Raw genomic sequence first — 25,523 nt, forward strand, 5'->3', positions numbered from 1 at the left:
TTTTGAGACAATGCCCCCAGGGCCCCAACTTGCGATTTGTTACAGTGGCTTTCGTAGCTCTACCCATCCTACATGTAAACTAATGGATTCATTATGGATTTTAAAGATTATCTAAAAATTCTAGTCAGCAAAGACGGCTCCGATCTTTACTTAACGGTCGGCGCGCCGGCCGCGGCCAAATTTCAAGGCGCATTGAAACCGCTCGAAAGCGAAAAACTGACCGGCGAACGCATTAAGGCTATCGCCTACAACCTGATGGATGCCGAGCAGCAAAAAGAATTCGAACACGTCCCGGAAATGAATCTGGCGATCACCGAACCCGGCATCGGCCGCTTCCGCATCAATATTTTCAAACAGCGCAATAACCTGGCCTTGGTCATTCGAAATATCAAGGTCGATATACCGAATGCCGATCAATTAGGTCTGCCTGAAGTGCTGAAAAAAGTGATCATGGAAAAGCGCGGCTTGATTCTATTCGTCGGCGGCACCGGTTCCGGCAAATCGACCTCGCTAGCCGCACTGATCGACCACCGCAACAGCAATTCGTCGGGGCACATCATCACGATCGAAGACCCGATCGAATACCTTCATCCGCACAAACGCTGTCTAGTCAATCAACGCGAAGTCGGCGTCGATACGCTCAGTTACGAGGACGCGTTGAAAAACACGCTACGCCAGGCACCGGACGTGATTCTGATCGGCGAAATCCGCTCTCAAGAAACGATGGAACACGCGCTCGCCTTCGCCGAAACCGGGCATTTATGTTTGTCGACGCTGCACGCCAACAACGCCAATCAGGCTCTGGACCGCATTATCAATTTTTTTCCGGAAGAACGCCGCAATCAATTATTGCTGGATCTATCGCTGAATTTGAAAGCCTTCGTCTCGCAGCGACTGGTTCCTACCGTGGACGGCAAACGGGTCGCCGCGATTGAAATCTTGTTGGGGACGCAATTGGTCAAAGACTTGATTCATAAAGGCGAAATTCATGCGATCAAGGAAGCGATGGAAAAATCCGAAAATATCGGCATGCAAACCTTCGACAGCCACTTGCTCAAGCTTTTCAAGGAAGGCAAAATTTCGCTCGAAGAAGCTTTGCAAAACTCCGACTCGCCGAATAACTTAAAATTGAAGATCAACCTCAGCGAAGGCAAGGGTTCGGCGACTGAAGCGGTCGCTAAATCGCCTGGCGGACTGACTTCAAGATTCTCGCTTGAGGCGATTGAAAAGGATCAGGAGGAAGAGGGGCAAAGCTAAGGATTTCGTAGGTTCCGCCTTTGTATAATCAAATGGTTCCTCGCTCTGCGTCAATGTCATTAAGTCAAAGGAAACCCCTCATTCCGCCAGGGATTGGCGGCATCCAGCGCCATGGATGGCAAGCTTTTTAAGGCGCATTGGATTACGGCTGTATAAAAGCTCTTGCGTAGGATGGGTAGAGGCGGAAGCCGAAACCCATCGTTTTCCCGCCATTAAGTTAAGCCGTTCGTGGTGAGCCCTGTCGAACCATGGACGGCTCTTATCGCCCGCCGCCGGACGGGTTTTATCAATCCAGCCGCGTAATGTTTTCCCGCCGTTTGCGGGCGCCCATGATGGGTTTCCGCTTCGCTCCTACCCATCCTACGGCTGTATCCCCCGACATAGAGCTCAAGGAAACAACCGCAAAATACCGGACTTTCCTTCCATGTCTCCGACGACCCAAATCTGCTCGAACGAATGAGACTCGGGTAGCGTTACCCGGTGCAAATTATCTTCCAGTTCTTCACGACTCCAAAGCGGATTGGCGTTACGCAAAACCAGCCAAACCCGGTCGCTGTGATAGGACTTTTCGGCCTTGCTGGCCAAAATCGCATTCAACGCATTCAACAAACGCTCGCCGACCGGAACAGTAATCAAGCGATGCAACGCCTCCAGTGTCCGGATACTGACTTTGCGCCCCAAAATCAGTTGAGCTTCTTCTTCACTGCCGTACAAATGCGCAATTTCCAAATCCAAGCGCCGATCGCCTAGGTAACACGAAACATCCGGCTTTTTCGGCTCGTTATGCCAAATATGCCGCATCGGAATGCCTGTTTTTTGTTCGTAAAGCCGCATGAACAATTTGGCCGCCTCATGTTCGAGCTCGATTTTTTCCTGCATGCTCCGGTTCATATTACACCGCTGCAACTCGAACCTTGACCCGCGGTACAGCTGAAACAATGATCGGCCACTTGAACCGGCGCCGAATTCAGGTCTTTCTCCAATAAATCGCCGATATAACACCGCAAGGATGCGACGATTTCGCTTTTGAGCAATAACGGTTTGCTGTTATACATAGATGCCCTCATCGAGTATCGTCAACTCATGCGTCAACGTATCAGTATATAAAAAACGTAAAGGCTTTGCCGCATGGATGCCGGCATAGCGCCTATATAAACGTATTCACGGCGTCCTTTTACGGATCCCCAGCGCCGAATTTTGAGCTACGATGGGCGTATAAACGACTCATACGTTCAACCAAGGGAACCGATGCAAAAATAGAAAGTCTTTAAATTAAAGTGACCATTCGACTCGCTCGATTCGGTCGGTTTTATGCAAGACCTCAAACGGCGCCCCTCGAAAGACGCCAGGGAGTCATAGCACCATGAAGTCTGTCGATTATCCCGAAAACTGGTACGACATCGATACCGCGCTCTATATTCGCTCGGTCAAGTTGTTCAGAGCCGTCAAAAACTTATTGAGCGTCAAATTCGAATTGTTCGCCGACAACCAAGTCTTGCAAGGCGATATTTTTCTATTCAACCATTTTTCCCGCTTCGAAACTTTCATTCCGCAGTTTCTATTTTTCGAACAGACCGGCGCGTATAGCTGCTCGATCGCATCGGGCGAGTTCTTCAAGGAAGACAATGTACTGTCGAATTATTTGAAGCATGTCGGCGTATTTCCGCACGATCACCCCCGTTTATTCGCTATCTTGGCCGGCCAAATCCTGCGCGGACGTAAGGTCATTATTTTCCCCGAAGGCGGCATGGTCAAGGACCGGCGCGTGATCGACAAAAAAGGCGAATACAGTATTTATTCGCGCATGACCGGACTTCGGCGTAAGCATCACACCGGTCCTGCCGTATTAGGCCAAGGAGTCGAAGCATTGAAGTCGGCGATTCGCCATGCCTTCAAAACGAAAGACAAAGAGCGCCTGCTGCACTGGCAGTCATTGCTTGAATTCGATAGTTTGGATCAACTCATGGCGACCGCGCTAAAACCCACCTTGATCGTACCGGCCAACATCACGTTCTATCCGATTCGCAACTCCGAAAACTTATTGTTTAAAAGCGTCGAATTGTTTTCGGACACGATGAGCCTTCGGCAAACCGAAGAACTCTTGATCGAAGGCAATATCTTACTCAAGGATACCGACATGGACATCCGCATGGGCGAACCGGTCAATCCTTGTTGCGTGTGGGATTGGCGCACGCATTGGATCATGGGCAAAACGGCGCCTGACATACGCGATCCGGACGATGCGTTCAATTTAACAAGCGCACCGAGAAATTGGAAAGAACGCCTGCTCGGCTATCTATTCGTCAAAAATGCAAGCTGTTCGCGCAATCAATACATGAAAGCCATCTATGCCAACGTGACGGTAAACCTCAGCCATCTGGCCTCGACGCTGATCATGAGCAACATCGGCGCCGGACTCAAACATATCGAAAAATGCCGATTTTATACCGTGTTGTATATCGCGATAAAAAATTTGCAAAAAAATCCCGATATTCATTTACATCGAAGTCTGTTGAATCCGGATGATTACAGCGACCTGATCCATTGCGTCAACGACCGCTTCGAGCACTTCATATGCATCGCCAAGGACGCGCAACTGATTGCCGAACAAGATGAATGCTACCATTTTTTGCCGAAACTGTGCGAGGACCACGACTTCGACCAAATCCGTCTGGAAAATCCGATCGCGGTCTACCATAACGAAGCGGCGCCGCTAAGCATCGTGCGCGATACGCTTTCGGCCGCCGACCAAGCCTACTCAAAGATCGATCCCGAACAACTGGCGGCCTGGCATTTCGACGACGAACTGATCGCGCTGGCCTACGAACAGCAGACTTTTAGCACGCTGCAAAACGGCACGATCAAACAACACGAAAGTGCCATTGCCGACCCGTCTCCATTCTTGATGAAACCGGCCCGAACCAACGGCATCGGCATTCTGTTGATCCACGGCCTGTTGGCCAGCCCCGCGGAACTGCGCGATTACGGACGCACGCTGGCACGTCAAGGCTTCACGGTGCTTGGGATTCGCTTGAAGGGCCACGGCACTTCGCCCAATGCCTTGAGAGATTTGAGCTATGAGCAATGGTTCGACAGCGTCAACAAAGGCTTCACGATTCTCAAAGCGCATTGCGGAAAAATCGTCCTGATCGGCTTTTCAACCGGCGGCGCTTTGGCGCTCAAACTCGCGGCGGAAAACCGCCAGGAAATCGCCGGTGTTGTCGCGGTTTCGGTTCCGGTCAAATTCATGAATCCGTCATTCATGCTGGTGTCTTTACTGCATAACACCAATAGCCTGGTACGCTGGCTGTCTTCTTTCGAGGGCGTCAAACCGTTCATCGACAACACGCCGGAGCATCCCGATATCAATTACTGTAATACACCGATCCGGGCGCTATTCGAATTACGTCGGCTGATTCAGCATCTTGACGAATTACTGCCCGGTATCGAAACGCCGACTCTACTGCTTTATGCCAACCGAGACCCGATCGTCGCTCCGGAAAGCGCCGAAATCGTATTCGCTAGATTAGGCGCGACAAGAAAATATTTACATTCGATCGATGCCGACCGGCACGGCATTCTGATGGAAAACATCGGCGAGACTTGGTCTATGATCGACGATTTTTTAAGCTCGCTGCAACAAACCGAAGACACCGGATACCCCATGCCGCAAGCCATTACCGAAGAGGAGGCAGCATCATGAATAATGTAGTCATCGCAGGATATGCTAGATCGCCGTTCACGCCGGCGGGCAAAGGAGAGTTAGCCCACGTCAGACCCGACGACCTGGCCGCGCAAGTGGTCAAGGCGCTGATCGACAAGTGCAGCGTCGATCCGAACGCTATCGAAGACTTGATCCTCGGCTGCGCCTTTCCGGAAGGCGAGCAAGGCCTCAATATCGCGCGCCTCGTTGTGCAGCTGGCGGAACTGCCGATATCGGTCGCGGGGATGACCGTCAACCGTTTCTGCGGTTCTTCGATGCAAGCGATTCATATCGCGGCCGGCGCAATTCAAATGAACGCCGGCGAAGTTTTCATTTGTGCCGGCGTCGAATCGATGAGCCGTGTCCCGATGGGCGGATTCAATACCTTGCCGCATCCGGGGCTTTATAAAGATCACCCGGAAGCCTACATGAGCATGGGTGAGACCGCAGAAAACCTGGCTCGCCGCTATTCCATAGCCCGCCGGGACCAAGAAAATTTCGCGTTGGCCAGTCAACGCAAAACGCAGCACTCCAGACAAAGCGGCGACTTTGCCGATGAGATCGTACTGATTCAAACGCACCGAGGCGATCGCATCGATCAGGACGGCTGTCCGCGCCCCGATTCGACGGCGGAAGGTCTAGCCGAGCTCAAGCCGGCATTTCTGCAAAACGGCAGCGTCACGGCCGCGACGTCGTCACCGCTGACCGACGGCGCCGCGGCGGTATTGGTTTGCAGCGAAACCTATGCCGACGCACACGGACTGCCGAAACTAGCCCGCATCAAATCGATCGCGGTATCCGCCTGCCAGCCCGAAATCATGGGCATCGGCCCGGTTGTCGCGACGCACAAAGCTTTGCAAAGAGCAGGTTTAACGCTGGAAGACATCGATCTGGTCGAATTGAACGAAGCCTTCGCCGCGCAGGCCCTAGCCGTATTACAAGAATTGCCCATCCCTATCGAAAAACTCAACCTGGACGGCGGCGCGATCGCGCTAGGCCATCCTCTGGGCGCGACCGGCGCGCGCATCACCGGCAAGGCGGCCAGCCTACTGCACCGCGAGCGTAAGCGTTATGCGCTGGCAACACAGTGCATCGGCGGCGGTCAAGGTATCGCAACCATTCTGGAGGCCGCATCATGAATATCGAACGAGCCGCAGTCATCGGCGCCGGCGTGATGGGAGCCGGAATCGCCGCCCATATCGCCAATGCCGGCATTCCGGTCTCCTTATTGGACATCGTCCCCGATAACGCAACGAACCGTAATCAAATCGCCGAGCAAGCGATCGCTAAAATGCTTGCCGCCGAACCCTCGCCGCTGATGCATCCGAACAACGTTCGGCTGATCATGCCGGGTAATATCGAGGATGATTTAGCCCGTCTGGCCACGGCCGACTGGATCGTCGAAGCCGTGATCGAAGACCCTAAGATCAAACGTAGTCTTTACCGACAACTGGAAACGGTCTGCCGACCCGATACGCTGATATCGTCGAACACCTCGACACTACCGTTGCAGGTGTTGACTTTGGAACAATCCGAAAGCTTCAAGCGGCGTTTCATGATCACGCACTTTTTCAACCCGCCGCGCTACATGCGCCTACTCGAACTGGTCGCGCCACCCGACATCGCACCTGATTTATTCGATGCGGTAGCGACGTTCGCAGACCTGCGCCTCGGTAAAGGCTGCGTTACTTGCAAGGACACACCGGGCTTCATCGCGAACCGAATCGGCACCTTCTGGATACAAACGGCATTGCTCGAAGCGATCGCGAATAACTTGACCGTCGAAGAATGCGATGCCGCGATGGCGCTGTTCGGCATTCCGAAAACCGGCGTGTTCGGCTTGCTGGACCTGGTCGGCCTGGATCTGATGCCGCATGTTCTGAGTGGCTTCAAGCAAAGCCTGCCGGCCAAGGACCGCTTGCGGACAATAGGCGCCGTGCCGCCGTTGCTGCGCCGCATGATCGAAAAAGGCTATACAGGACGTAAGGGTCTCGGCGGCTTTTATCGTCTCAAGCCCGATGCCGACGCCAAAATCAAGGAAGCGGTCGATCTCCAAACCGGCGACTATCGCGTCAGTGAAAAATACCGCATCGACGGCGTCAGTCACAGACCCGAAGATTTAAAAAAATTTTTATCCGGCGGCGAAGCGCTCAATCGCTATGCCTGGCGAGTCTGGTCAGACACGCTAAGCTATGCGGCTAGCTTGATTCCGGAAATCGCCGACGATCCGCTTGCGATCGATACCGCGATGCGCCTCGGCTACAACTGGCGTTACGGCCCGTTCGAACTACTCGATCGTCTCGGCGCCGATTGGTTCGTCGAGCGGCTTCAAGAGAAACACCAACCGATTCCCTATCTGCTCGCGGACCGGCAAAGCCTGTATCGCACAGACAAGCAAGGCGTCCTGGAGTGTAAGGACGAAGGCCGCCGCTATCGGCCGATCCACCGTCCCGAAGGCATGTTGTCGCTCGGCGATATCAAACAGCGCACCGGTCCTTTGCTCAAAAATGCATCGGCCAGTCTGTGGGACATCGGCGACGGCATCGTTTGCTTAGAATTCCATAGTAAAATGAATACCTTGGACCCGGACAGCCTGAGCCTGATCCAGCAAAGCATCGGCGTCGTCCGGGACAATTTCGAGGGCATGGTCATTCATAACGAAGCCGAGCATTTTTCGGCCGGGGCCAATCTAACTCTGCTGGCCCCGGCATTGATGCGGCAAGATTGGGATGCCGTTGCCCGAATCGTCGAACTCGGACAACAAACTTATCACGCCTTGAAATACGCGCCTTTCCCGGTCGTCGGCGCACCATCCGGTTTAGCGCTGGGCGGCGGTTGCGAAATCCTGCTGCATTGCGATGCGGTGCAAGCCCATGCCGAGCTGTATACCGGCCTCGTCGAAACCGGAGTCGGCCTGGTGCCGGGATGGGGCGGCTGCAAGGAATTACTGCGCCGATGGCTTAGTTTGCCTAACCGCCCGGGCGGACCGATGCCGGCGATTTCGCAAGCCTTCGAGACCATCGCGCTCGCTAAGACGTCCAAATCGGCCTTGTTGGCGAAGGCATTACTCTATTTATCCGAACGCGACGGCATCACGATGAACAAAGATCGTCTGCTGGCCGACGCGAAGGCGCGCGTCCTGACAATGATCGCCGATTATCGGCCGCCGGAACCTTATGTTTATTATTTACCGGGCGCTTCGGGCCGCGCGGCGCTTGAGATTGCCGTGCGCAACTTATCGCTCTCGGGCAAGGCGACCGCTTACGACAGGGAAATCGCCGGCCAACTGGCTTTCGTATTGAGCGGCGGCGACACCGACAGCCTCGATCCGATCAGCGAACAAGACATGTTGAACCTGGAACGGCAAGCCTTTTTGCACCTGGTCAAGCAACCCGGCACTGTAACAAGGCTCGAACACATGCTGAAAACCGGCAAGCCGTTGAGAAACTGACGGGGCAATCGAGAAACGTAACGTTCATGAAGGCCCGGCCATCGCCCCGGCAAATGAAAGTTTAACCACGTAGCCCGGATGGAGCGCAAGCGCAATCCGGGACGTTCGAGGCCACGCAATCCCCGTATTCCGCTTACGCTTCATACGGGCTACGCGCTCGAATTATCTATCGAAAAATTAGATAAAGAATCCAAATCTACAAACTTTCACAGTAACAGGACTTAAGCCATGACTGAATTCATTATCGTCGTATCGACCGGGCTTATCCTAGCCGGGATCGTTGCCTATGCTCCGATACGCCGCAGCCTACTGACCCGGCCGCTGTTCAAGGCCATGCGCCGCAATCTGCCGCCGATGTCGCAAACCGAGCGCGAGGCACTCGAAGCGGGCAACACCTGGTGGGACGCAGAACTGTTCAAGGGTCGGCCGGACTGGGCCAAACTCGCGGCGCTGCCCGCGGCGCGCCTCAGCGACGAGGAGCGCGCCTTTATCGACGGACCTGTGGAAACCCTGTGCGCGATGCTCGACGACTGGGACATCACCTTCAAGCGCCGCGACTTACCGGCGGAAGTATGGGACTACATCAAACAACATAAATTTTGCGGCATCATCATTCCGAAGCGTTACGGCGGACTGGCGTTTTCCGATTTCGCGCATTCGCAAATTGTCATGAAGCTCGCCAGCCGCAGCACGACCGCCGCGGTCACGGTCATGGTCCCGAATTCATTGGGGCCGGCCAAATTATTGCTGGCCTACGGCACCGATCAGCAAAAGAATCATTATCTACCGCGCCTGGCCGACGGTCTCGAAATACCGGCATTTGCATTAACCGGCCCACTGGCCGGCAGCGACGCCGGCGCAATGCCCGATACCGGCATCGTCTGTTACGGCGCGTTCGAAGGCAACAAACGAGTTTTGGGCATACTGCTCAATTGGGAGAAGCGTTATATTACGCTAGGCCCGGTCGCCACGGTGCTCGGACTGGCGTTCAAGCTTTACGATCCCGACCGGCTGTTGGGCGAAACCGAAGACATCGGCATTACCGTCGCGCTGATTCCGACCGATACGCCGGGCGTTTCAATCGGCCGCCGCCATTTTCCGCTCGATTCGGCCTTCCAAAACGGCCCTAACTGGGGCAAGGACGTTTTCATTCCGCTCGACTGGATCATCGGCGGCGCGGCACAGGCCGGTCAAGGTTGGAAAATGTTGATGCAATGCCTCGCCACCGGCCGCGCGATTTCGCTACCGGCGCTAAGCGTCGGCGCGGCTAAATTCATCTGCCGCAACACCGGCGCCTATGCGCGAATCAGGCATCAGTTCAATCTGCCGATCGGTGCCTTCGAAGGCATCGAAGAGGTACTGGCGCGCATGGCCGGCAGCGCCTATTTAATGGACGCCGCGCGCCAAGTCACCTGCGCGGCACTCGATGTCGGCGAGAAACCGGCGGTGATCTCGGCGATACTGAAATACCAACTCACCGAAGGCATGCGGCGTATCGTCAACGACGGCATGGATATTCAAGGCGGCTCGGGCATTTGTCTGGGGCCTTCCAACGCAATCGGCCGTGTGTATCAGGTCGTCCCGGTCGGCATCACGGTCGAAGGCGCGAACATTCTAACCCGCACGATGATGATTTTCGGCCAAGGTTCGGTACGCTGCCACCCTTTCGTACAACAAGAAATGCAGGCACTGAACCAAACAGATGCGGCCAAAGCCTTGCGCGAATTCGACTCGATATTATGGCGGCATATCCGTTTTTTTCTGAACAATATCTTTCGAGGCTTCTGGTTCGGCGTTGGCGGTTCGCGGCTAACTGCCGCGCCCGGTAACCGCGAAACGAAGCGTTATTACCGGCAATTGACACGGCTTAGCACCGGCTTTGCGCTGGCAGCCGATGTCGCGCTGCTGACGCTGGGCGGCCGGCTCAAACGCAAGGAACGCATTTCCGGCCGGTTGGCCGACGTACTGAGCCACTTGTACTTGTGTTCCTGCGTACTCAAACATTTCGAGAATCAAGACGCGCCCTCGGACGACCTGCCGCTGTTGCATTGGGCCTGCCAAGACAGCCTATATCGTGCCCAACAATCGTTATTGGAGGCACTTCGACTGTTGCCGGCGAAACTTTCGGCCGGCTTGCTGCGTGCCTTGTTGTTTCCGCTCGGCAAACCCTGCGCGCCGCCGTGCGATAGCTTGACCGGTCCTCTCGCAAAATTGCTATTGACCGACAATCCGGCGCGCGAGCGTTTGACCGATGGCATCTATATCAATACCGATCCGGACGATCCTACCGGCCGCATCGAGGGCGCCTTCAGGGCAGTGCTCGAGGCCGCACCGACCGAGGCCAAAATCCGCGCCGCGCAAAAACAAGGAGCGCTACCCAAAGGAATGCCGTCATCCCTACTGCAGCAGGCTTTGGCATCGGAATTGATCGACAAGGACGAATATGCATTACTCGAAAAAGCCGAGCAAGCCAAAATGAAAGCGATCGCGGTCGACGATTTCGCACCGGAACACTTGACCGGACGTGCTTAGGAAGGATCATGAAATATACCTTTCACACTTCAAATTTCGGCAGCGTCTAAGGAGGCGCCGGGGTGCTCGGCGAGGATGTCGGCGGCAGGGGCAGATTTTTGCTCCTCGGCAATTGCTGAGTTACATGGATGTAACGAATGCAGAAAATGCAGGAGCATTTTTCTGCCCTGCATCGCCTAAAGCGCCTACTGTTGGTGCCCTAATACACGCCATCCTTGGCGTAATGCCGCCGCCAAGCCCCCCAATGGATGGGTTTACGGCGTCCTTTGACGGGCACCTCGGTGCCGATTTCGATCTGCGATGAGTATCAAATCCCTTTTTGTTCCTTGGTTAATTGCTTTAACCAGCCTTCCACTTGCGGACTCAGCTCTTTTTTTCCGCTTAATTTCAAGGTTTGCGCCAAATAGCCGTGTTCAACCAACGGCAACGGCAACACGCCCTGCCCGCCCATGCCGTTATGAGCTTTTATGCTGCTATCTTTAGCATCGGCCAACAAAATACTGCCGGCTAACTCGAGCTTGTCCATATCCACAACTATCAGGTTATTCGCAAATTTGCTGGCGACATAAGCATAATACCCGCCACCTTTTTTCATGCCGAAATGAATGCCATGACATCCTGCCTCACAAGGTAAGCTTTTAACGACTTTATTCGTTGCGGTATCGACAATCGTGATGCTCATACTCAAGGTATTCGCGGTCACCACATACTTACCGTCCGGGCTCACCGGCGTTTGTATCGGCAATAAGCCGTATGCCTCGCCGCTTATTTTTCCGGAAATCGGGTCGTAATCGGCGGCGAGGTCGATGTCGGACAATTTTTTCTTACCCGGAATATCGATAACCGTCAAACTGCTTAACAGCGGCGGTGTACCCAACAGATTTGCGGCATAGGCGCGTTGACCGTCAGGCATTCCCCAAACCGCTATCGGAATGACGCCTCCGGTCGGAATCATGGTATTTTTTTCGGTGTCGAGATCGACGACCGACACGCTACTTGCCAAGGCATTCGGGGTTACCATGTATTTACCGTCATCGGTAATGAAATGCCCGTGAGGTCCGCTATTTTTCCCGGTGTTGATGCTTTTTATTACCGCAGGGCGGCTGCCGCCTTTCATTTTAACGACATGCTCGCTATTGTTGATCGCAACATACAGATTATCATCACCGGGACGCGTCAAAACATGCGATGGCGATTCACCGATTTCGACGTTACTGGTCACTTTACCGCTATCGCGCTCGAAGGTCATCAGTCTTTTATCGAACCATTGCGTCTGATAAACATATTGATAGCGTTTATCGGACCACATATTATGCGGGTGATTCAAATTTTGCTCGACTCCCTTGACTTTGTTGACTAATTTCCAGCTAGCCGCATCGATACGCGTCGCCGAACCGGGCTTCGTTTTCCCTTCGATCATTTCAAATTGGGTATTTACCCAAACCTCGCCGACACCGGGCGTTTTGGGATTGAACAACTTATTGGGCATGGATAAACTCAACGCACTGAGACTGATGGTTTGGCCTTTGATATTCAATGGAATATCCGGAAGACTCACTTTCCATTCCGGCTCCCGATAATCGCGCCATAAGTCCGGCGTGGTAACCACGAAAAAGGTACGCAGTAAACGCTTGGCGATATCACTATCGGCCGGGACTTTTATGCCGGTCACCAAAGCCAGTTCGGAACCGATATCAAGACCTTCGGTTGCCGGATCGTCGACCACGACGGCACCGAACATATACGGATGAACTTTACAGGTAAAGACATAAAGCCCAGGTGTGTCCAAAGCTTCAGTAATACTCACGTTAGACGGTTGGTCTTGGTCGATCGGAAAATCCTTCGCACCCGCCGGCCAAAGCAAGCTGGTTATGGTGTGTTCGGTTCGGGTATCGCCCATTTTTATTTGTACCGCTTGCCCCGGCTTTAATACCACCAAGGCATCACCGTCGACCGGGTCTTTAAACCACAAACCGGGCTCGTCGGTCATTTCCAAGGTTGCCGAAGGCATCAACCCCGGCGTACTTAGGATAGCGTCATCCACGTCGGCTTTAGCCGCCTGTGCATTCCAGCTCAACATAATTCCGGCAATCATCGTTGCTAAATAAGTTTTCTTGTAGCTCTTCATGATATTCACCTTCCAATTTTTATATTTGTTTTAGGATTAATTTTTGGCCGATTCGAAGACTTTGAATCCGCCCATCATGCCGCTTTGCATGTGTTGCAACACATGACAGTGGTAATGCCACATACCCGGCCCGACGCCTTCGCCGGCTTTGACTACGAACGACTCTCGTTGAATCGGTCCGATATTGAAGGTATCGACGATATGTGTCGTGCCCGGTTGAATCCAGCGATGAGCATGTAAATGAAAAGTATGAAACGCGGTGCCGATACCGATGACGTGGAAACGAACCAGTTCGTTCTCACGCGCGCCTAGCGTGGGGTTAGTCCAAAGCGGTACTTGACGGTTCACGATATTATTGATTTCCATGCCCCAAAACGTGGTTTCATGCATCCATAGAATAAAGTCCCGCTTAATGTCTTTTATAGCCACGTTTTGGACTTTGCCGTCGATCAAAGCCGGCACCTTGCCGCTTTTCGGATTGATAATCAACGTTCCGTATAAACCTTTATCCTCGGCACCTAACTTAGGATTGCCGAAAGTATGATCGTGATAAGGCCAAGTACCCGCCGTGCCGACTGCAGCCGTCCATTTATAGGTGTAAGGTTTACCGGGAAAAGCGGCTTGGTCGTTGACGTGATTTAGTATTTTCATGGTTCCGTCACTGTCGATTTTGTAATGTACGCCATGAACATGAATACTAACCGGATCGCTGGAACTTTTGATGCCGTGTTCCAAGGTGACTTCTGCTTTATCGCCTTCGGTCATAACGATAGCCGGCCCCGGTATCGATGCCTCCTGACTGTAACGTTGCGTGATGTCTTCGACTTTACCGGAAGGGCTTTTAATCTTGTGCTTGACCATTTGATAGGCTAATTGACCGGAGTCCAGAGCCACCGCTTTCAGTGTGATCGAATGAACAGACCCTGTCTCGGCTCCAGCAAGCATGGAAAATGCCATCAACCCGGCAAACATAGAGACTGCTAGTGTTTTATACATATCGATTGCCTCATTGAATTAAAAAGTTACCGAAGACTTGTTGTTTTGCATAAAAAATAAGGAACAAGCCGTTTCGCCTAAGCATTGACGGACATCTATCCTCATCAGTCTCCGACACCTCGGTCGATATCACAATCGGAAGGCATGAATTCACCCTCTAAAAATCCCGACATCGAAACCTGCGATTTCCATTAACCGAAACATCCGGCAATCGAATAAAAAAATGACTTTCGACTGAATAATCGGTTCTTGAAAAACGCCGGGTGAAGCCACTATGTCATAATAATGAAACTTATACAATATATATATTGTATAAGTTTGTTATCGAATCGAAACCAGCTTTGCATTTTGCCTACGCCGCATCAAAGCGGTAGGCTTTTTGGCGGCGCTTGTTTCTAAAAAAGGAATTGGAACGATAGCGGCAATAAACCGCAAAGACGAAAAGACGAAAAGACGAAAAGACAGAGATAATAAACGCGTTGTCCTTAGCAAAGGTAGCGAATGCGGACACTTTGGTTAACGCTTCGACTGTCTCGGATTAAACGAAACAACCTTAAACGTGCAGGGAACGATATAAAGATTGGTTTTAGATGCCAAGCCGGATGGGGTATGTATACCTTTCGCACTTCAAATTTCGGCAACGCTTAAGGAGGCGCCGAATTTTATTTACGATGGGTAAATGTATCGACACGTAAAAAGCCTGAAAAACAGGCATTAACAACTTATCTCGAAGCGCGTTTCATGCAATGGCGCTCCTCTACTCTAGGAAAATAAAAAAATAAACGCCCCAGCCTATCCAGCTCAAACCCAATAATAACCATGGCAACCAGTGTTGCCGGTAAACGATCCGTTCAACAATAGCTTGATCTTCGGGGCCGACCGAGTCCCATTGTTGACTTGAAACTTTTTTGAGCTTCCGATTCAACTCTCTCGCTTTTTCCTTTTGTTGCTTCTTATAAAGATCGATACCTTTTTCGATTCCTTGCGCAATCAACTTCGTTTGTTCTTTGGTTTGAGCGGGACGTTGCGTTGACTTGGCGATTTTCAGCGCTTCCGCTTGGGTTTCCGGAGACGGCTTTTGCTTAATGTTTTTGGCCATGTTCTGTATTTTTTATCCTAGAAAAAGTATTTCACCATGAAGGTCATGAGGAATAATAAGTTATAGTGTTTGCGCATCAAATTTCGTTTTTTTACCCCCTCATCCCAACCTTCTCCCGGAGGGAGAGTGTCTTGAAGCGCCGAAATTTGAAGTGCGAAAAGTATATGACCAAGCCCTTAATTGCTATTAAGTCTTACGGTAAATCATGACTCGAACCGACTCAACAAAAAAACTCTTACGTCTTTATCCTCCCCCATCCCAGGAAGTGCCTATCAATGGCTTGTATTTGACGCATAGAGTCCATGAATTAGGACGTCCGGGATTGCCTTTCGTCTATGCTAACTTTCTTTCCAGCTTAGACGGGCGTATCGCTCTAGAGGATATTGATAAAGGCCTTTCTTTTATACCCAAGCATTTAACGACGGCTTCCGATTTCAGTTTATTCATGGAGTTGCATGCACAAGCCGACTGTCTAATAACACATGGGGGCTACATGCGCGCATTGGGCGAAAAACGATTAGGCAATATTTTGCAGGTCACGGACAAAGATTTGCTCGAATGGCGGCGCATCAACGGTTTACCCGAGCAACCTGCAATCGTTATTGCTAGCGCTAGCTTGAATTTTCCCATTCATAATAGTCTGCTTGAAACAAGACAATCGGTCTATATCGCCACCGGAAAGAATGCGTCGCCGGAACGCATTCGCTTTTGGCAAGAACAAGGATTTCCGGTTTTATCTGCCGGAACCGATAAGATGGTCGAAGGCGCACCTTTAGTTAAAATATTGGCAAGCCTTGGGCTCAAAAGCATTTATTTGATAGCCGGCCCGAAAATGCTCGAGACCGTTGTTCGGGACAAGCAATTATCGCGACTGTATCTGACGCTCACCCATCAATTAATAGGCGGCAAAGACTTTCGTACCTTACTGACAGGCTCCACATTAGGACCAATAGGAAATCTAAAACTCGAATCGCTATTCCTGGAGTTAGGCTCTCCTCCTGGTGCAGGACAGTTTTTTGCCCAATTCAATCTGCCGTAAAGCAAAGCATCGAATTCCCCTTCTCTTTTACTCCCTTTTGATCGAAAAACCATCTAAGAAAAAAAAGGTATGGGATGTGTCTATCGAGGACCGCCGTTCACCCAGCACCTAAATTATCCTAGATAGTTAACCATAGCCAATGGACTATGGAATTTAGGTGCTGGGTAAACCCATCCATGGGGGCTTGACGGCAGCGCTCGAACGCCAAGGATGGCGTGAATGCAGATTTTGCAGGAGCAAAAATCTGCCCTGCTGCCGACATCCTCGCTAGCCACACCCCATACCTTCGTAAAGTTAACCATTTTTTGAGTATAAAGGGAGTAAATGAGAAGTGAAATATGTATACCTTTCGCACTTCAAATTACGGAAATGTCTGAGTAGGCGTCGGAGTGTGCGCCAAGGATCGATCCGTCGTCTAAATTCCATCGCCTATTGGCTATGATTGATCACTCGGATAATCTATCTTTAATACGCTGGTATGTAGATTTCAATTCTTCGCCGATCACTTCCGCTTTTTCGACCAATCCTTCCTTACTCCCGCTGGTTTCCTTGCTAATTTTATTCAGTTCAGCTAAAAAATGATCTCTTTGCTTTTCGGCACGCTCCCATTCCTGCTTGGATTCCAAGCTTGCCAAATGGAGTTGAATTTTGACCTCGTCCCTTAATTGCTCCAAACCCTCGGCAAATTTATTTAATTCTTGTAGTAAACCCATAATAACCTCTTTAAATTACTTGGTTAATCAATTACATCAGTCGATCAAGAATGGACTATACCCCGACTCTTAAGATCAATCCAATCTTATCGCATCAGGTCATGGCTTTCTTCGATCGTCATCTATCAAAGAACGCCACGGCTCAACACGCCTAATACGTCAATCACGCGCGAACAATAGGCCAGTTCATTATCGTGCATCAACGAGAGTCCCAAGTGCCGGCCGTTACTCAGCGACAAATGGTTCATTACCAAAACCGCCGAATACGGTAGCCCGAGATAATCGATACTGGCTTTTTCATGACCCCAAGCTCCGTAATCACAATGAATTATCCCCGCCATATCGGTCCGAGCATGATGCTCGAACAACTCCACGCACTCTTCGCGCGTCGTATCTCTCGATAAATTGGCAGTCAGATCGATAACCGATACGATTGCGGTGGGAATTCGGTAGGAAAGCGAATCGAGTTTACCCTGGAGTGCCGGCAACACCAACGCAGCCGAATGTGCAACATTGGTCTTGGTCGGCAAAATCGACACTGCACTGGATCTACCGAGATGAGAAGTCGCATGATAACCGTCTAACACACGTTGATCGGATAGGGCGGGGTGAATGGTAATGATTCTCGCGTAATCGATGCCGATATGTTTTTCCAGAATCGAAAACAACGGAACTAACGCATTGCCGGTACAAGTACTCGCCGAAATCACATGATGACGATCCGGGTCGTATTGATTATCGTTGACGCCATAGACCATACTCAAATCACAACCGGATATATTGGTGGTACAAACGACTTTTTTTGCGACGTTATGTTTGATGATCGAGCGCAAATCTTCGATAGTGGCGGTACCGGTCGCATCGAACAATACATCGAGCTCGTACTTACGCAGATGTCCGAAGCTATCTTCCTCCGGCAAAGCACGACGCCTATCGACTCGTTGGTAATGTATCGTCTTACCTGCCACGATTAAGTTATTGCCGTCGCAGTCGAGGCTAAAGGGAGGATTACCGTAAGTGCTATCGTGCGACAATAGGTAAGCGACCTGATCCACCGACATCACGTCGCACATGACTTGGATATCGAAACGCCCGGAGGCCAAATCGGCATAATTTGCCCGCAACATGCCGCGACCGATTCGGCCGAGACCGACAATACCAACTCGTAAACTCATTTTATCCCCCTTTTGTTATTATTATGACGTTTACCGGTCTGGGATTATAAACATATAGCCCAAAAGGCGTTAGGCAGCGCTCCCATTAGCCATATCCATATTACGTTGCGTAGACGATCAATTCGATACCGAAGACGCTGTATCATCGGCAATGACCACTTGGTTGCGCCCGCTCTGTTTGGCTTGATAGAGAGCGACATCGGCTCTTTTTATTATCGAATCCGGAGACGTATCATCATTGCGCAATTGGGTCACGCCGCAACTGACCGTAAACGAAAAGGCTTTATTGTCGGATTCGATTGTTGTCCGGGCAATTTGCATGCATAAGCGGTTCGCGATTTGCGAGGCTTCGGCCAATGGCGTTTCCGGCAACAAAATCGTAAACTCCTCCCCGCCGAATCGGCTGAAAGTATCATTTTTCCGAAGCATCGTCGTACTGACTTTAACCATTTCTATGATCACTTTATCGCCGATGTCGTGCCCATAGTTATCGTTAATGCTTTTGAATCGATCGATATCGAATACCATCAAAATACTCGGATGCCGATATCTTTGCACGCGTTCGAGCTCTTTCTTGAGCGCGTCCAAAAAATAACGCCGATTATACGCGCCGGTTAGCGGATCGCTCATTGCTAATTGTGTCAGGCGGGTATTGGCTTCTTTCAATGCCGTCGTCAATCGTTGCAATTTTAATTGATGCCTTACTCTTGCCTTGACTACGGCCGAGGCAAAGGGCTTGGTAATGTAATCGACAGCACCGAGATTCAAACCTTTTTCCTCGGTTTCGGCATCGGGAATTCCGGTAATAAAGATAATCGGAATGTCCGCTGTGGTCTGCGATTGCTTTAAATGCTCCAGCACTTCGAAACCGTTGAGCCCAGGCATCGAAATATCCAGCAAAATCAAATCGGGCAAACTCGTGCCTGCTATTTTCAAGCCTTCTTCGCCGCTTAACGCAAAAATGATATTAGCCTGCGATTTCAATAGCCTTGAAAGTACGACGATATTTTCCTTGGCATCGTCGATGATCAGTATCGTTTGCATGGTATCGGGCTCGGTCATGGTGTTATACCTTTTTAGGATTCGGCTGCTCAGGATTGTGAATGCGTCATTAGCGTTAAATTCAAATCGACGTGCGTAAACGGTCCCTCAATTCTTTAACGCAATCGGCAGCCACGTCAAAATCAAGATCCATCAAATAATTTTTTATTATTGCCAACTCTTGAGCATATCCGCCGCCCATCCGTAATTCAAGCTCATCTAAACAATCTTCTGCCTGCCAATTATTCGCTTCCAGAAAATCGATCAAACGCTCGCATAATGCCACGGTTTCATTGACGACCTCGGTTGTCATTTCCGAACAATTCCGCGACTCTTCGACGAGACCTGAAGTATCGCTTAGCTGTCGCCAACCGTCCATTTCCTCGACAAATCGATTCATTTCGTAAGCAAAATTAGAGAGTGCTTCACCAACCATCGACGCGTCCGACTGCCGCAACTCAGATTCTAATTGAGCGGCGGTCTCGAAAACCTTCAAAATATGAAGATTGCCGGCCACCCCTTTAATAAGATGCGCTTTATCGGCTGCATTTTCCGGCTTTTCTTCGGCCAACATTGCCGCGACCGAATCCGCTGCGTAGCGCTGTTCGTCTGCGAATTTAAGCAATAGTTTGAGTAATAGAGAATCATCGTCCTGCAATAAACGCAAGGCCGATTGGACATTAACGGTCTCGAGGGAAGCCAGCGCCGGCAAACGGTCACTCGACTCCGTTGTCGGGGCCTGGTTTTCAGGCAATACGGGTGACTCATGATCCCCGCTCAATACCGTCCATCGGGCCAGTTTCGAAAATAACTGTTCAGGATCGATCGGCTTACCGATGTGATCTTGCATGCCGGTAGCCAAACATTGCTGCCGGTCCGATTCGATTGTATGCGCCGTCATCGCTATAATGGGCAACTTATCGAAACGCGAATCCTTACGCAGAATCGTCGTCGCTTCATAACCGTCCATCTCCGGCATCTGCAAATCCATCAGCACGGCATTATATATCGGCTCGTCGGCGTATTGCCGAAGTCGGTTCACCGCTTCCAATCCATTGTTGACAATATCAACGACAACACCGGCACTTTCCAGCGTTTTGCGCACAACCTCCTGATTGATTTCGTTGTCCTCGACAATCAATACTCGAATTCCTCGTACCGCTGCTTCGTAAAATAGTGCGTTTGCCGTATCATGACGATTTTTAAGGTTTTCAATCAATGCCTCCTTACCGCAAGCATTTAAGATCGCATCCATCAGACAAGACGGCGTGCTCGGCTTATTCATCAGCGTAATATTAGCGAATTGTCTCGATACCTTCTTGATACTTTCGGCTTCGAGCGACGAAACATTGATGATGATCGGTGTCTTTTTCCCGAACGCACTCGTTTCCAAAGCTTTAAGAATATCCGCCTTATCGGCGTCATTCATTTTCCAATCCAGCAAAACCAATTCCAGCGTGGACTGCTCGGAATCTTGATGTTCCCGCAATATGTCCTGTAATTTCATTTTTCCGAGAGAACACAGGGTCACATTAAAACGCAGATCGCGCAGCATCGTTTCGAATATCCCGCAGGCTGTTTCATTTTCGCAAATCAACAATACATGCCAGCCTTCCAATTCGGCCGGAATATGATCGACAGGCTTGCTATCGGGAACGACATTCAGAGGCAGTGTAAAATAAAACTCGCTTCCGGCGCCTTCGGCACTGTCGACACCGAGCTCTCCCCCCATCATTTCGACCAAGTGTTTACTGATCGTCAAGCCTAAGCCGGTTCCGCCGAAATGGCGTGTTGTCGAACTATCAGCCTGCGTAAACGAATCGAAAATCCGACTTTTTTGCTTTTCGGATAAGCCGATTCCGGTATCTTTGACGCTAAAGCGCAATTGATCGTCTCCCTCCGTTTTGACCGAAATAACGACTTCGCCTCGTGTGGTAAACTTTATGGCATTGCTGCACAAATTGGTCAGTACTTGAATCAAGCGTAACGAGTCGCCGATCATGCATAATGGCACGCCCAGGCCGCGATCGATCAACAAATCCAAGTGTTTCTCAGCCGCGACCGGTTCGAGCATCGTGCCGATATTTTCCAATACCGCATCTAAATTGAATTCGACATGCTCGACATCGAGCTTGCCCGATTCAATTTTGGAAAAGTCCAAAATATTATTGATAATGCCGAGCAGATTTTCCGAAGATAGCTGAACTTTGTGCAAATAATCCCGTTGCACTTCATTCAGTTCCGACTTAAGCACCAGGCGATTCAGACCGATGATCGCATTGAGCGGCGTCCGGATTTCATGGCTCATATTCGCCAAAAATTCGGCTTTTGCTTTTGCCGAGACTTCTGCAGCCAATTTTGCCTTGGCCAATTCTTCCTCGGATCGCTTGCGGGCAGTCACATCCATGACTAAGCCTTCCCAGATAATATCTCCGTTATCCTGTAAATGCGGCCTGGAAGCGGCATGAAACCATTTCCATTCGCCGTTAGCCGTCATCTGGCGTGCTTCGAAATTCCAAGGGGATAAATGAATCGCGGAATCCAATACGCTGTTCTGAAAGCCCGGGAGATCATCCGGATGTATCGTATGTAAAATGGGAGTAGCATCATTGGCGACAGCGGCCGGCTCGACGCCGAATATTTCCTTACAACCTCGGCTTGCATAAGGAAACGAAAAAACGCCCTCCGGCGTCATCCGAAACTTATAAATGAATCCGGGAACATTGGATGCCAATCGCTCGTAGCTGGCATTTTGAGACTCCAGCTGACGCGCTATTTTGATTTGCTCGGTAATGTCGACAAAACTGACCAAATAACTAGCTAAACCTTGCCCGTTAGCTTGCAAGGGTACCGATGTCATACGCACATGCAGCGAATTTCCGGCTAAATTTTCAAATTCGCATTCGGTTTCGGACTTTTTTTTCCGTAACACATCCCAAACCCTGGTTAAATGCGACTTTGCCGGCGATACGATTTCAAGAAGAGGAACATCAATCAGATCCGCTTCAGAACCGCCGACCAACTTACATAACGCCGGATTGGCAAAACGAATCACACCCAAATCATCCAGCAAGCAAACACTTTCACCCAAACATTGCAAAACACTTAACACATCGCTTTGAGCTAATTTAGCGCTATTGCTTTGCTGTAAGGATTTGGGCCATAAATGAAATGCCGCAAAACTCAAACCGGAAACCTCGACGCATGACACCGAAGCAGTATATTCCATACGGATTCCTTTACTATGCCGCCAAGACAAAGGAAAAACCGGAAGATAGCGATCCTTCCCGATAAGCGGCCACCACTCTTCCCGCCATTGATCGACATCGAGCGACGGAATTAAACGATCCAATGACATACCGTTTAATTCGTCATCACCGTAACCGAAAGTCTGTAAAAAACGTTCATTGGCATAGCCGATAGCCCCTGACGCATCGACCCATAAATTAGCGACGGGCGCTTGGTCAAAGGCGGCTAATTTAGCGGCCAGTTTGGGCAACTGGCTCCAAACCGGTTTGCGGACAGGCATTTGCAACAATTACTCCACTGAATAAAAAAGACAAAAAACACAGATGACGCTAACGTAGCATATCTTATTTTTTCAACCACTTAGGAAAGATCTGTCGGGGCGCTGATGCAGCATAATGTTTATAGCTTATTTTTATTACCATGAAGGGCATGAAGATAATGAAGGAAAGAGAATTGAGTGCTTTATTAACTATCCCAGTTTCACAGATGAACTCAAAATGCAGTAATACTGCAATTTCAAATCCAATTAATGACTAAAAATATCAAAACAAAGCCAGCACTCCAGCGGTAATAATGATGACATAGGATGTTAATGGTTAGTAACGCATTTAACCCAGCTTTAACAAATATAGTGCCTACGGCCTAGATTATTGAATCATAAAGATAAAAAACGCTGTAACTTCAGGTCCTTCATGCTCTTCATGGTAAAAAATAAATGACATTTTTTGGAATCAGCACCCATCTGTCGGGCCCGAATTAGCCGTATTCTATTGTTACCGATAGGCGCTAGAAATAATCCTCGTGACCCGGCCTCATCTTGAACACGACCGGCAGTCTGAACTGCATCCATGCTAGTGAAATACCCCATGACGATAACGCAACGATCAAGGTCGTTTTAAATGCCGCCCATCCCGAAATAAAACCGACCGGCACCGACAACGTCAATCCAAACACTGCAATGATCAAGAACAATAAACCAATACCAATATTCGCGAATAACTTACGTCGCCATTGCCGCAATAAACGTAAACAGTCTTCATCAATTCCCGGAGCCCGAACCCATGTCGAAGCATTGGCCGGTACGAAAAAAGGCTTTCGACGATAACCGTCCCGCCAACTATCGATCAATAACTCGCTAGCCTCATGAATACGGTTAGCGGTCAAACCGCCGAGATGTTTGAATCGTTTGAATACCTTCTCCCGCATGATCAAATAGCCGCGAAAAGATTTTGCAGCAACTTTATATATCGGCCACCGCCAAAACTTACGGGTTTCCTTAATTAGCGTTTCATCTAAAATGAAGGCTGCATGCTCCATCCCTAGTTGATTGATGATCATCGCTGCCGAGAGCCGGTGCGCTAATCCCGGTAAATGAGGCATGTAATCGTCAAGAAATCCCATCAGCGCTTCGGTCAGAACGACTCCCTCATCGGAAGATCCTGCTTGCCTCTGCTGTATCGCCTCATAAAGAGCTAGCGCCTCATCCCAATTATCGGTCAATAACGTCTGATCGACGCCCATGATGTAGCCGATCAAACGCCATAAATGCAGAAAGGCCTCTTTTTGCTCAAGGCTAAGTGGTAATCCCCAGGTTTCAAGCCCCCTAGGGATGACCAACCCGAAAGTTAGCAAGGTATAGGCTAAATCCTCTTGATTGACCGGAACGCCGAAACGCTCGGTATCCCATGGCGACTTTCGGTGACTCATGGTTTCAACCAGCGACTGGGGATTCTCTTTATTGCCCCAAGGGCGGCAGTTTCCCGGCTGAGTGAGCATAAAGCGCATCGATGCATGTAAAAACCGGACTTTTTTAGCGGCAATATAGCCTTTACCCCATAAATAACGCTTAGGTTTACCGCGTAATTTCTCGATTTCCGCCTGGATCAATGAAGGATCGAGTGGGATATCCGGATTTCCGGCCGTCCGGCAACAGCCCCCCCCCTGTCGCTGCCACACCCCTTCTTCATCTAGTTTTTGTAATACCTCAAGGAGCAATCGATCGTCCTCGAATTCGGCATCCTCGACAACTTTGATACCGCCCGGATCCATCGTCGCAGCCAGCATCAAACCCGTTTCGTAGATGCGCTGAAATATATATTTTTTCTCGCGCAGCTTTTCGGTTTGATAGAGCGCCGGAATACCGTTTTTCATCAAATAACACGCCGGCAAACTAGCGGCATATAACGTGATGAGCGTGATCAGCGTATTGTCCTGCCATAGCTTGGCGCCTAGAGCCAGTTTAGACGGGTCGACCCAGTCGGGCGCCTCCATCGGATCGTAGTAATCGGCCAATGGTTTCGGCATCGATTTCAACTGGCGGCTCAACCTGGAGTCCTTGATGACCGACAATTCCGGCGCTTCAATTAATTTGTCGGCAAGCAAAAGTAACGCATTGTAAGCAAACCTGCCGGACGATTCGCCTTCCTGATCGGACAACACTTCGGCGACCAAGCGATCGACGTCCGGATCGCCGGTTTGCCGGTAGGCATCCAAATCGATCGATTGCCATTTCTGCATAATCATCATCCTCCCCACCAATATCGCAATTATTGTTTTTGTTAATATACCCGTAGATCAAAATTCGGCGCAGGGTGCCCGTCAAGCCAGCAGCATGCTGGCAAAGCCTTCACGGCGCCTCCTCAGGCATTGCCGAAATTTGAAATGCGAAAGGTATAAATAGATGAAAGGGTCTCGAATACCGGACTGAAACGATGCCGGCTGAAATACCCTCACTCAACCGATCCAATCATAGCCTATGATTGAAATGTTGACATAAAAGGGATATCTATTTGAATGGAATATCAAAATAGAATACCAAGGCCTAAATGTTAAATCGACGAATTACCCGGGCAAATCCAACCAAATCGCTTTGTCGATGCATCCGGTCTGGAGACACTGACCAAAATCTTGCTGTCGTTGCAAGATGCGAAACCTGGGAGATCGGCCGAAAGTGCGCTGGATAAACTCATCGTGTGGAAGTGGAACAGTCCGCCGCGCGGCGATTCGTCACATTCCTATAAGTACTCCTTTTATACTCAAAAACTAGCTAACTTTATGAAGATGTGGGTTGTGGCTAGCGAGGATATCGGCAGCATCCATGCCGGCATAGCCTTTGCCGAACACCCCTGCGCCTCCTTAGG

General features: G+C 50.3%; 17 protein-coding genes. 6 read left to right on the forward strand and 11 right to left on the reverse strand.

The genetic code is table 11. From position 1 onward, the window contains the following. Positions 1 to 93 precede the first annotated feature (93 nt). The gene (locus ACINK7_RS20345; protein ID WP_404358168.1) at positions 94 to 1,257 is read left to right on the forward strand and encodes a PilT/PilU family type 4a pilus ATPase; all 1,164 of its coding nucleotides are present in this window, start codon (positions 94 to 96) and stop codon (positions 1,255 to 1,257) included. A gap of 387 nt (positions 1,258 to 1,644) precedes the next feature. On the opposite strand, the gene ACINK7_RS20350 is transcribed toward ACINK7_RS20345, so the two are convergent. Both ACINK7_RS20350 and ACINK7_RS20355 read right to left on the reverse strand, forming a co-directional pair. Continuing rightward, positions 1,645 to 2,136, reverse strand: a complete 492-nt coding sequence (locus ACINK7_RS20350) for a hypothetical protein (RefSeq protein ID WP_404358170.1) — start codon at positions 2,134 to 2,136, stop codon at positions 1,645 to 1,647. An 8-nt stretch (positions 2,137 to 2,144) separates the two neighbouring features. Continuing rightward, positions 2,145 to 2,312, reverse strand: a complete 168-nt coding sequence (locus ACINK7_RS20355) for a DUF3641 domain-containing protein (protein WP_404358172.1) — start codon at positions 2,310 to 2,312, stop codon at positions 2,145 to 2,147. A gap of 308 nt (positions 2,313 to 2,620) precedes the next feature. On the opposite strand from ACINK7_RS20355, the gene ACINK7_RS20360 reads away from it, so the two are divergent. From ACINK7_RS20360 to ACINK7_RS20375, 4 genes are all read left to right on the forward strand, one after another. Then, on the forward strand, positions 2,621 to 4,960 hold the full coding sequence (locus ACINK7_RS20360) for an alpha/beta fold hydrolase (protein WP_404358174.1): 2,340 nt from the start codon (positions 2,621 to 2,623) through the stop codon (positions 4,958 to 4,960). Further along, complete coding sequence (locus ACINK7_RS20365; RefSeq protein WP_404358177.1) at positions 4,957 to 6,099, forward strand: thiolase family protein; 1,143 nt, start codon at positions 4,957 to 4,959, stop codon at positions 6,097 to 6,099. Before ACINK7_RS20360 ends, ACINK7_RS20365 begins: the two co-directional genes overlap by 4 nt. Then, the gene (locus tag ACINK7_RS20370) at positions 6,096 to 8,411 is read left to right on the forward strand and encodes a 3-hydroxyacyl-CoA dehydrogenase NAD-binding domain-containing protein (protein ID WP_404358179.1); all 2,316 of its coding nucleotides are present in this window, start codon (positions 6,096 to 6,098) and stop codon (positions 8,409 to 8,411) included. Before ACINK7_RS20365 ends, ACINK7_RS20370 begins: the two co-directional genes overlap by 4 nt. Positions 8,412 to 8,639: 228 nt before the next feature. After that, positions 8,640 to 10,943 (forward strand): acyl-CoA dehydrogenase, encoded by a 2,304-nt coding sequence (locus tag ACINK7_RS20375; protein WP_404358181.1) that lies wholly within the window; start codon positions 8,640 to 8,642, stop codon positions 10,941 to 10,943. Positions 10,944 to 10,972: 29 nt separating this feature from the next. Here ACINK7_RS20375 and ACINK7_RS20380 read toward each other — a convergent pair whose 3' ends face one another. The 4 genes from ACINK7_RS20380 to ACINK7_RS20395 form a co-directional block, all read right to left on the reverse strand. Then, complete coding sequence (locus tag ACINK7_RS20380; protein WP_404358183.1) at positions 10,973 to 11,116, reverse strand: hypothetical protein; 144 nt, start codon at positions 11,114 to 11,116, stop codon at positions 10,973 to 10,975. A 134-nt stretch (positions 11,117 to 11,250) separates the two neighbouring features. Next, entirely contained in the window at positions 11,251 to 13,071 is a 1,821-nt protein-coding gene (locus ACINK7_RS20385; RefSeq protein WP_404358185.1) for a hypothetical protein, read from the reverse strand. Between the two features lie 36 nt (positions 13,072 to 13,107). Then, positions 13,108 to 14,067 carry a multicopper oxidase domain-containing protein gene (locus tag ACINK7_RS20390; RefSeq protein WP_404358186.1) on the reverse strand — a complete coding sequence of 320 codons (960 nt, stop codon included), beginning with the start codon at positions 14,065 to 14,067 and terminating at the stop codon, positions 13,108 to 13,110. Between the two features lie 757 nt (positions 14,068 to 14,824). Next, a complete protein-coding gene (locus ACINK7_RS20395; protein WP_404358188.1) occupies positions 14,825 to 15,166 on the reverse strand; it encodes a DUF2956 domain-containing protein in 342 nt (113 codons plus the stop codon). A 205-nt stretch (positions 15,167 to 15,371) separates the two neighbouring features. On the opposite strand from ACINK7_RS20395, the gene ACINK7_RS20400 reads away from it, so the two are divergent. After that, the gene (locus tag ACINK7_RS20400; protein WP_404358190.1) at positions 15,372 to 16,205 is read left to right on the forward strand and encodes a RibD family protein; all 834 of its coding nucleotides are present in this window, start codon (positions 15,372 to 15,374) and stop codon (positions 16,203 to 16,205) included. Between the two features lie 446 nt (positions 16,206 to 16,651). On the opposite strand, the gene ACINK7_RS20405 is transcribed toward ACINK7_RS20400, so the two are convergent. The 5 genes from ACINK7_RS20405 to ACINK7_RS20425 form a co-directional block, all read right to left on the reverse strand. Next, entirely contained in the window at positions 16,652 to 16,918 is a 267-nt protein-coding gene (locus ACINK7_RS20405) for a hypothetical protein (protein ID WP_404358193.1), read from the reverse strand. Positions 16,919 to 17,043: 125 nt separating this feature from the next. Further along, positions 17,044 to 18,093 carry a type I glyceraldehyde-3-phosphate dehydrogenase gene (locus tag ACINK7_RS20410; protein ID WP_404358195.1) on the reverse strand — a complete coding sequence of 350 codons (1,050 nt, stop codon included), beginning with the start codon at positions 18,091 to 18,093 and terminating at the stop codon, positions 17,044 to 17,046. Between the two features lie 117 nt (positions 18,094 to 18,210). Further along, complete coding sequence (locus ACINK7_RS20415; protein WP_404358197.1) at positions 18,211 to 19,155, reverse strand: diguanylate cyclase; 945 nt, start codon at positions 19,153 to 19,155, stop codon at positions 18,211 to 18,213. Between the two features lie 61 nt (positions 19,156 to 19,216). Continuing rightward, entirely contained in the window at positions 19,217 to 22,663 is a 3,447-nt protein-coding gene (locus tag ACINK7_RS20420; RefSeq protein ID WP_404361488.1) for a response regulator, read from the reverse strand. 506 nt (positions 22,664 to 23,169) lie between these two features. Further along, positions 23,170 to 24,900, reverse strand: a complete 1,731-nt coding sequence (locus ACINK7_RS20425; RefSeq protein ID WP_404358199.1) for an oxygenase MpaB family protein — start codon at positions 24,898 to 24,900, stop codon at positions 23,170 to 23,172. Positions 24,901 to 25,523 lie beyond the last annotated feature (623 nt).

Origin of the sequence: Methylotuvimicrobium sp. KM1, from assembly GCF_044788715.1 — a bacterium.
Taxonomy (GTDB): Bacteria; Pseudomonadota; Gammaproteobacteria; order Methylococcales; family Methylomonadaceae; genus Methylotuvimicrobium.